Raw genomic sequence first — 6,912 nt, forward strand, 5'->3', positions numbered from 1 at the left:
GCCTTCTTGCGCATCAGAAGAGGACAGAGAAGCCGGCGTAGAAGCTCACGTTGTTGAGGACGTCCGAGGACGGCTCGGCCACCAGGTCGCGGCCCAGGATGATGTCCTCGCGGTAGTTCTTCCGCGTCTTCGGGTCGACGCCGTCGAACTTCTCGTAGCGGCAGCTGCCGCTCAGGTTCAGCGAGGCGAAGTCCTGGTTGGCGGAACGCGCCGCTTCCAGCGCCTCGAAGTCCGCCAGGTTGCAGCCGTCCACCCGGTCCACGCGCGCGGTGTAGATGAGGTCCCGCACCTCCACGCGCAGCGCATACGACTCGCCGAACTGGAGCCGGAAGCCCCCCCCCACCGAGCCCATGAACTTGGTGCCGGTGTCACCGAAGCGCGCGGGCACCCGGAACGACTCGCCCTCCACCTCGTTCGTCACCTCGGGGCGGATGAGGTGGCGCGTGGAGCCGACGCCCGCGCCGCCGCTGAGCACCACGCTGAACTGCGCGAGCGAGTTGTTGAGGAAGGCGAACTTGCCGTAGAGCGGCGTCACCTCCACGCCCGCGTGCGCGCCCCACACCAGCAGCAGCGACGAGGCCGCCTGCGCCTGCTCGCGGACCTTGTCGATGAGCTCCAGGTTGAAGGCGCTCTCGTTCGAATACCAGTTGTACTGGCCCATTACCTGGAGGGCGAAGTTCTCCTGCAGGTGGTAGGTGTAGTGCGCCGCCGTGCCCGCGTGGTGGGTGTACTTCCCGTTCACCTGCACCGTGGCCGGGTACACCGTCAGCTCGTGACGGCCCTCGTCCGCGAAGCGCTTCTTCTGGACGATGTGCACCGACACGTTGGGGTTGTAGAGCGGCGCGCCGTTCACCAGCCGCTGCTGCCGCGCGTCCGTCGTGCGCGGCGCATCGGAGTCCAGGTCGTCGGACGCCAGCACCGGCGCGTCATCGGGAACCGGCGGCGCCTCCTGCCCGGCCACGCCCGTCGCCGCGGGCGCGGAGTCCGTCTCCACGGTGGGCGTGGGCTCGGTAGCGGGCTCCGGCGCGGGGGCGGCCACACGGGAAGGCTCGCTGGCGGGAACCTCGTCGGTGCCCTGCGCCGGGGCCGCGTTGGAGCGGACACCCGCGGGCGGCGCGGACGCTTCGGCGGCCTCGGCGGGCACCCGCGGCTCGGGCCGGGACGAAGGGCCGACAGGAGCCTCCGGAAACGACTGCGGCGGCGCGGACGGTGGCGGCACGGACGTCTCCGCACCGGGCGCGGGCACTTGCTGGACCTGCGCCAGCGCGAAGGCCGGAGCCGGGACGCGCGGCGCGGCCTGTGGGGCCGTGGCGACAAGGAGCGCGAGGGACAGGAACGGTCGCATAGTCAGGTGGACCTAGAAGGAGAAGGTGTAGCCAAGGTCGAACTGCACCAGGTGCGTGAGGCCAGGGCTGCGTGCGGGCTCACCCGTCGCCTGCCCCGCCTCCCACGCATCCCGCATCAGGTTGACGCGGTAGTTGTCCCGGAAGACCCAGTCGCGCAGCTCCAGGCGCACGCCGTGCGTGTCCCGGATGAAGAAGCGGAAGCCCACCGCCGCGGACACCACCGGGGCGACTCGCGACTCATTCACCCAGAAGTCCTGGGTGGCCGAGCCGCGATCATCCACCGACGTGCGGTTGTCACAGATGCCCAGGTCGCGGTTCACCACCTGCGTGCACTGGATGACGGAGTTGCGCTTGAACGAGCCCAGCCCACCGCCGCCCCAGACATAGGCCTGGAAGTGGGCCGGCAGGTCGGACAACAGGCTGAGCTTCCCGTAGATGGGCGCCCAGCGGACGCCGGCCACCCCGTGCAGGTTCATCTGCCAGAGGTCTTCCAGCTCGTCGGTGACGCGCTTGTCCTCACGGTTGAGGAAGCTCTCGGAGATGGAGCGCGCCAGGCCCGTGTGACGGCTGGCCGCGTAGCCGGCCCGCGCCTCCACCGCGAAGGTGTCGAAGAGGTTGTAGGCCACGCCGGCGTTGAAGACGTAGTGCGCCGTCAGGTGCGTCTGCAGCGGCAGACCGACGCCGAAGGACACCTCCAACTTGCCGCCCGGCTCGTACAGCCGGTTGCGGACGACGACGTTGTCCAGGACGTTCTCGTCATCCTGTGCCGCGGCAACCGGCGCCGCCAGCGAGACGGCCAACGAAGCAAAGACGCAGAGCGTGCGTGCGATCATAATCCTGCCCGGCCCGTGGGGTGGGCCGCCATGAGCGGGAGCACAAGGAACTCCCCGAGCCACGGAGTCCGCGTCACCTGACGCTTGAGACTCCTTCGTGGTGCCTGGAGGTGCGCACGGCTTCCACGACCGACAAGCCGAGATGGACAGGAGTCGGAATTCTTTTCACGGTCGCCCCCACCGGACGCCCACCGGTCAACGTTTCCGGGGCATGCCGTGGCACGGGACGTGATGAAGCAGGCAGGCGGGTCGTCACGCGGGGCGGACACCTGCCCACCCGCGGAAACCGCGCGCCTCCCTACCCCGCAAGACAAACGCCCCGCCCGGATGCCCGACGAATCGGGCCCGGAAGCGGGGCGTTTCGAGCGCTCAGACGCTCAGCAGCGAACTACGCGCCGCGCGCGGCCTTGTGCTGCGCGCGCATGGCCACCTTGATGCTGGGGCGGATGTAGACGACGCCGTTGTTGTGGCCGGCGACGGCACCCTTCACGAGCACCAGGCCCTTCTCCACGTCCACGTCCACCACGGTCAGGTTCTGGGTGGTGACCTGATCCACGCCGTAGTGACCGGGCATCTTCTTGTTCGGGTACACGCGGCCCGGCGTCTTACGCTGACCGATGGCGCCCGGGTGACGCTGATACTCGTGCGTACCGTGCGTCTTCGTCTGCGAACCCTTGAAGTTCCAGCGGCGCATGACGCCGGCGAAACCGCGACCCTTGGTGACGCCGGTCACATCGACCAGCTCGCCCTTGGTGAACATGTCCGCCTTGACGGCGTCGCCCACGTTGAAGGAGGCGGCCTCCTCCGGCGTGACGCGGAACTCCTTCAGGTGGCGGCGGTAAGGCGCGTTGGCCTTCTTGAAGAAGCCCCGCTCAGCCAGGTTGAGAATCTTCTCGCGGATCTCACCATAGCCCAGCGTCACCGCCGAGTAGTTGTCCTTCTCAGGGGTGCGCTTGCCAACGACCTGGCAGGTGCCCACGTCGATCACCGTGACCGGGACGAGGTTGCCCTCATCGTTGAACACCTGGGTCATGCCGATCTTCTTGCCAATCAGACCCTTCACGTCGTCCTCACTGCCAGCGCGCTGGTGGCGCGGAAAAACCCAATAAGTTCAATGACCTGGACTGCACGCGTCCCCGCGGTCGCCAGGAAGCGGCGCAATGTAGCAGACAGGTCCCCGCCGTCAAGCACTACGGGCGGATGCCTCTCTCACTGCGCGCGATCCAACCGCGGGTAGAACGGTGCGAGCTGCGCATCGTTGATGCGCTGTGCATACACGTCTTCGCCCAGGAGGAACAGGGCTTGATCCAGATAATCCTCCGAGGCCTGGACCTGTTCCTCCTTGGCGGCGATTGCCTGGTCGAGCTCCGCCATGCGGTGCTCGTGGTCCAGCTTCCGCTCCTCCTCCTCGTCCTCCATCTCCAGCAGGCGCTTGTGCGCCAGGATGCCGGCCGCGCCGGGCTGGCCGGGCACGGGCGTGAGGGCGGTGGCCAGGTTGGACTCCAGATCCTCCAACTGCCGACCGACCCGCATCTGCTGGAGCCGGTTCTTCTTGAGGTTGCCGCGAGCCAGTTCGATCTTCTCGGGTGACTCGCCGATCAGCTCCATGTCGCTGATCTTCTTCTCGAGCTTGAGCAGGCCGTCCTCGGCGTAGCGCTGTTCGGCCTTGCGAGACGCGAGCGTCTTGCGCAGGTCCTTCACCTTGCCGTCGATGGCGTCCACCGCCTTCTTCCACTTCTTGACGATGGCGGCGTGCTTCGCCCGCTCCTCGCCCTGAACGGCGAGAAAGTCCGAATACGCCGCGTCCTCGTCGTTCATCTCCTGCTCGAGCGCCGCCAGTTCATCCCGGCGCGCCACCACGGCCTCTTCGGCGCGGTAGACGCGGTCCATGGAACGGGGGCAGGTGGGCTTGCCCGGCAACCTGTCCCGCGCCAGGTCGCCCAGCTGGAAGATGAGGTCGTTGTAGCTCTCCTTCGCCATGAATGGATTTCTACGCCCAATGCTCGGCCACTGTCACCGGCAGAGCGAGAAACCCGTGTCATTCCCTCAGGAGTCACCCGGGACGGCGCTGGCCGGCGCGTCGGCGTGGACCACGGGCCCCAGGGCCCCTTCGGCCAGGGACAGCAGCTCCCGGGAGCGGTCCTGCTCCTCGGTGCGGTTCAGCTCGCAGACCCACGCGGAGGAGAGGTCCGCCTGCTGACGGGCCAGCTCCGCGGTCGTCTCGTAGCGCGCGGCCGACGCGCGGGCAAAGGCCCCCTCGCGGCGCAGCTCCAGCAACGTATCCGGATCCAGCTCGATGTCCTCGGGAGGAACCGGCAGTGGACCGCGGCCCAGCGCGGCCAGCCGTGCGAGCAATCGCGAGGCGTGAGCCCGGCAGAACGCGGCCAACACCATCAGCCGTGCCCGGACCCTCGCATCCGCGATTCGCTCCGCCAGCGCCGTCATCCGCCGGGCGGAGACGACCTCCGCCTCCCACGCGGCGGCCAGCGCCGCGGCCAACCGGGTATGCCTCGCACCCATCGACGTCCCCCTGTTCCCTACCTTCAATCCGCCAACGTAGGAACGCCTCGCGAGGGATTCAACCGAGGGCGCGTTCAACCATCCAGTACCCACCAGCCGCGAGGATTCCGATGGACAGTCCCCTCACGGCCCTCGTGTGCAAAGCCGGACGGCGCTGGACCATGCGGAGGACGGGCAGCAGCACCGCCACCACCACCGCCTGCCCCAGCTCCACGCCGACGTTGAAGCCCAGCAGCGCCGTCACCACGGACTCGCCCAGGCCGTAGCCGGCCAGCACGCCCGCGAAGCCGAAGCCGTGGATCAGCCCGAAGAGGAAGGTGACGAGCACCCGGTGCCGGTGCTCGCGCAGCACCAGGTTCTCCACCGCCACATAGATGATGGACGCGGCGATGGCGGCCTCCACCCACCGGGCCTGGGCGCCGTCCAACACCACCCACCCCAGCGCGGCGGCCCCCAGCGTCAACGAGTGCGCCACCGTGAAGGACGTCACCAGCAACAACACCCGCTTCCAGCCGCCTCCCACCAGCAGCACGGCCAGCAGGAAGGCCAGGTGGTCCACGCCCTCGAAGATGTGGCGCATGCCCAGGCCCACCCAGCCCGCGAAGCGGCTCAAGAGCGGCGTGCCGCGTCCGCCCTCCGGGACGTCCACCTCCGGCCGCCCGGCCTCCGCGAACACTGCGCCCGGGACCTCCCCTTCCCTCACGCTGCCCAGGATCACCCGGTACTCCGGCGGCAGCCGCGCCAGCACCTGGAAGCGCTGGCGCATTCCGCCCGGTGGACACGTGAAGGTGGCGGACAGCTCCACGAAGGACTGGCGCGGCGCCGCGGCGTGCGCGGTCCGCGCGCAGGGCAAGCCTCCGGAAGCCAGCGGCATCGCGTCCCAGACGCTCGCGGCGATGGCGTCACGCCGCGCGTCCAGCGCGGCCCGCGTGAGGAGCGAGCCCCCGTCCGCGTCGGCCAGGAGCATGGCCAGCGTCCGCGGTGTCATCGTCAACAGCTGACGGACCTCGGGCGCTTCGGGCCCGGCGCGGTGCGCTTCAATATAAATGATGTCGGCGTCGTGCGCGGCGGCGGCGCCCGCGGCCAACAGCAGGCACGCGAGCATGGCCCGGGGGGAGACCCACGTCATGTCCCCTCCAGCCTGCCGTCACCGCCCGCCCGCGTCCACCCCGGGCGCTACTCGGAGACGAAGCGCAGCTCCACCTGCTGGCGGCCGCTCATCGGATCATGCCGCGCGCCGCAGGAGAAGCAGTGGAGTGCCTGGTCCCAATCCCAGACGACCTTCACCTCTTCGCCACAGCAGAGCATGGGCATGACTCGCAGCAGCTCATCCGGCTCTGGCTCCATGGGGCCCGGCAGCGCCTCCGGCTCCACCGCCACGAAGGTCGGCCTGGGGTTGACGGCCAACGTGCGCGCCACATGCGCCAGCTGCTCGTACCGCACGTGGTTGGCCCAGCCGCGCGCCACGGCCTCCAGGTGCCCCTGCTGGGCGGGCGTGAGAAAAGCATCCGCCTCCGCGCGGTAGCCACAGTACGGGCAGCCCCAGACGGGAACGCCCTCCACGCACTCGTGGGCATTCTCGAAGGGAAAGAAGCCCAGGAGCTTGTGCAGCACCGCGCGCGAGTCCATGGGCCCCGGACGCGTCTTGAAGGGCCGCTGACACTCCGGGCACTCGCGGCGCGTGAAGCCCACGGAGTCCCGCGGCAGCTCCACCCCCATCACCTCGGGCGCCCCGCGCCTCACGCCGACGCCGCCCGACGGCCTTGAGACACCACCGCCAGCAGGAACGCCACCATCGCGAACAACAGCAACAGGTGGACCCAGTAACCCTCGGTGGAGCCAGTGGTCAGCCCCAGCCCCCACAACACCATCAGGATGATTCCCATCGTCCAGTACACGCCGCACCTCCACGAACCACAGCCTGGCGCGGGCAAACCTAGGAACAGGCCCCCGGACGGGCAACCCGGTCCTTTTCACAGCCTCCCGTTGGGAACGGCACGTCTCGACCCGGGCATTTTTTCAGATCCGCCGGGGAATCCAGCGCACCCGAAATGGCGAATTCGTTGGCGCTCTTAAGGAGAAACACGCCGCGTGCGACCTCTGGCACGCGGGCTGCTTAGGCGCTGCTCCGTCGGCAGGTCGGTACATCCGTATGAGTACACGGGGCGCGAGCGGCATGGCGGCGCCGGGAGGGGTGGGATGAGGGGCTGGAC

At 69.0% G+C, this 6,912-nt stretch carries 8 protein-coding genes; all 8 read right to left on the reverse strand.

Annotated elements, in window-relative coordinates; translation table 11 throughout:
- Nucleotides 1-13: 13 nt before the first annotated feature.
- Nucleotides 14-1,345, reverse strand: coding sequence for an outer membrane beta-barrel domain-containing protein (locus HV826_RS31970; RefSeq protein ID WP_176420850.1), 1,332 nt, complete (start codon nt 1,343-1,345; stop codon nt 14-16).
- Nucleotides 1,346-1,357: 12 nt separating this feature from the next.
- Nucleotides 1,358-2,179, reverse strand: a complete 822-nt coding sequence (locus tag HV826_RS31975) for an outer membrane beta-barrel domain-containing protein (protein ID WP_176420851.1) — start codon at nt 2,177-2,179, stop codon at nt 1,358-1,360.
- A gap of 388 nt (nt 2,180-2,567) precedes the next feature.
- Nucleotides 2,568-3,242: a 50S ribosomal protein L3 gene (gene rplC / locus HV826_RS31980; protein WP_163783976.1), complete on the reverse strand. Its 675-nt coding sequence runs from the start codon at nt 3,240-3,242 to the stop codon at nt 2,568-2,570.
- 146 nt (nt 3,243-3,388) lie between these two features.
- The gene (locus HV826_RS37905) at nt 3,389-4,159 is read right to left on the reverse strand and encodes a hypothetical protein (RefSeq protein WP_163783977.1); all 771 of its coding nucleotides are present in this window, start codon (nt 4,157-4,159) and stop codon (nt 3,389-3,391) included.
- A gap of 66 nt (nt 4,160-4,225) precedes the next feature.
- Complete coding sequence (locus HV826_RS31990; protein ID WP_163783978.1) at nt 4,226-4,699, reverse strand: hypothetical protein; 474 nt, start codon at nt 4,697-4,699, stop codon at nt 4,226-4,228.
- 58 nt (nt 4,700-4,757) lie between these two features.
- Nucleotides 4,758-5,828: a HupE/UreJ family protein gene (locus HV826_RS31995; RefSeq protein WP_176420852.1), complete on the reverse strand. Its 1,071-nt coding sequence runs from the start codon at nt 5,826-5,828 to the stop codon at nt 4,758-4,760.
- Nucleotides 5,829-5,875: 47 nt separating this feature from the next.
- Complete coding sequence (locus tag HV826_RS32000; protein ID WP_176420853.1) at nt 5,876-6,442, reverse strand: hypothetical protein; 567 nt, start codon at nt 6,440-6,442, stop codon at nt 5,876-5,878.
- Entirely contained in the window at nt 6,439-6,597 is a 159-nt protein-coding gene (locus tag HV826_RS32005) for a lmo0937 family membrane protein (protein WP_176420854.1), read from the reverse strand. The genes HV826_RS32000 and HV826_RS32005 overlap by 4 nt, the downstream gene beginning before the upstream one ends.
- Nucleotides 6,598-6,912 lie beyond the last annotated feature (315 nt).

Source organism: Myxococcus sp. AM010 (assembly GCF_013372585.1).
GTDB lineage: Bacteria > Myxococcota > Myxococcia > Myxococcales > Myxococcaceae > Myxococcus > Myxococcus vastator.